Source organism: Roseateles sp. GW835-FHT13E02 (assembly GCF_058794035.1).
In genome coordinates this window covers 1-739 of sequence record NZ_JBXAGJ010000054.1, presented here as the reverse complement: position 1 = coordinate 739, position 739 = coordinate 1, and the positions used below count along the sequence as shown (strand labels likewise).

General features: G+C 64.5%; 1 protein-coding gene. It reads right to left on the bottom strand.

Translation table 11 applies throughout. The features are described from left to right. Positions 1-266: 266 nt before the first annotated feature. On the bottom strand, positions 267-739 hold a 473-nt coding region (locus AC1Q6P_RS23980), incomplete at its 5' end, for an IS110 family RNA-guided transposase (RefSeq protein ID WP_492666273.1).

Here is a 739-nt window from a genome sequence, read left to right as displayed (position 1 = left end):
CCCCGATTGATCTGGATTGCACACGCCGACTCGGACGAAGGGCTGAACAGAGAACAGACTGCCACTCTACAGACGGCCTTGTTGCAGTCGCTGGCAGGTGCCCTGGCGCTGCGGACCCAGATACGAACCGCTCAGCAGGGCTCCATTCCATTCGCGTGGACTGGGTCCGAAGACCGCGCGCCACCACTGGTTAGTCGAGCTTGCCTGCTGCCGGTCTGACCTGTCAGTGCATCTTCTGTGTGTCGTCGTGCATGGAAGTTGGAGACTCAGCTCGGTATGGCGGCGCCGGGCTTGATGCTGATGTGATGGGGATCGAAGCGCTCGCCGCGGGTCATGACGGCCCAGAGGATGCGGGCGTTCTTGTTGGCCAGGGCGACGACCGCCTTCTGCCAGCCCGAGCGCTCCTTGAGGGCCAAGACCCAACGCGAGATCGGATCGCTACGCGTGTGGGCGGTGTTGACCACGGATTTGGCGCCCTGGATCAGCAAGGTCCTCAGATAGGCATCGCCGCGCTTGGTGATGGTGCCCAGGTGAGGCTTGCCACCGCTGGAGTGCTGCTTGGGCACCAGACCCAGCCAGGCGCCGAACTGGGCTCCGCTCTTGAATTGTTTGAAGTCCCCGACTGTGGCGACGGCCGCTGATGCGCCAACGGGGCCGATGCCCATGAGCTGCCCGGCGCGACGCACCTCCGGGTTCTCCTGCTCATGCGCGGCCAGTCGCTCGTCGCACCAGGCTAGGT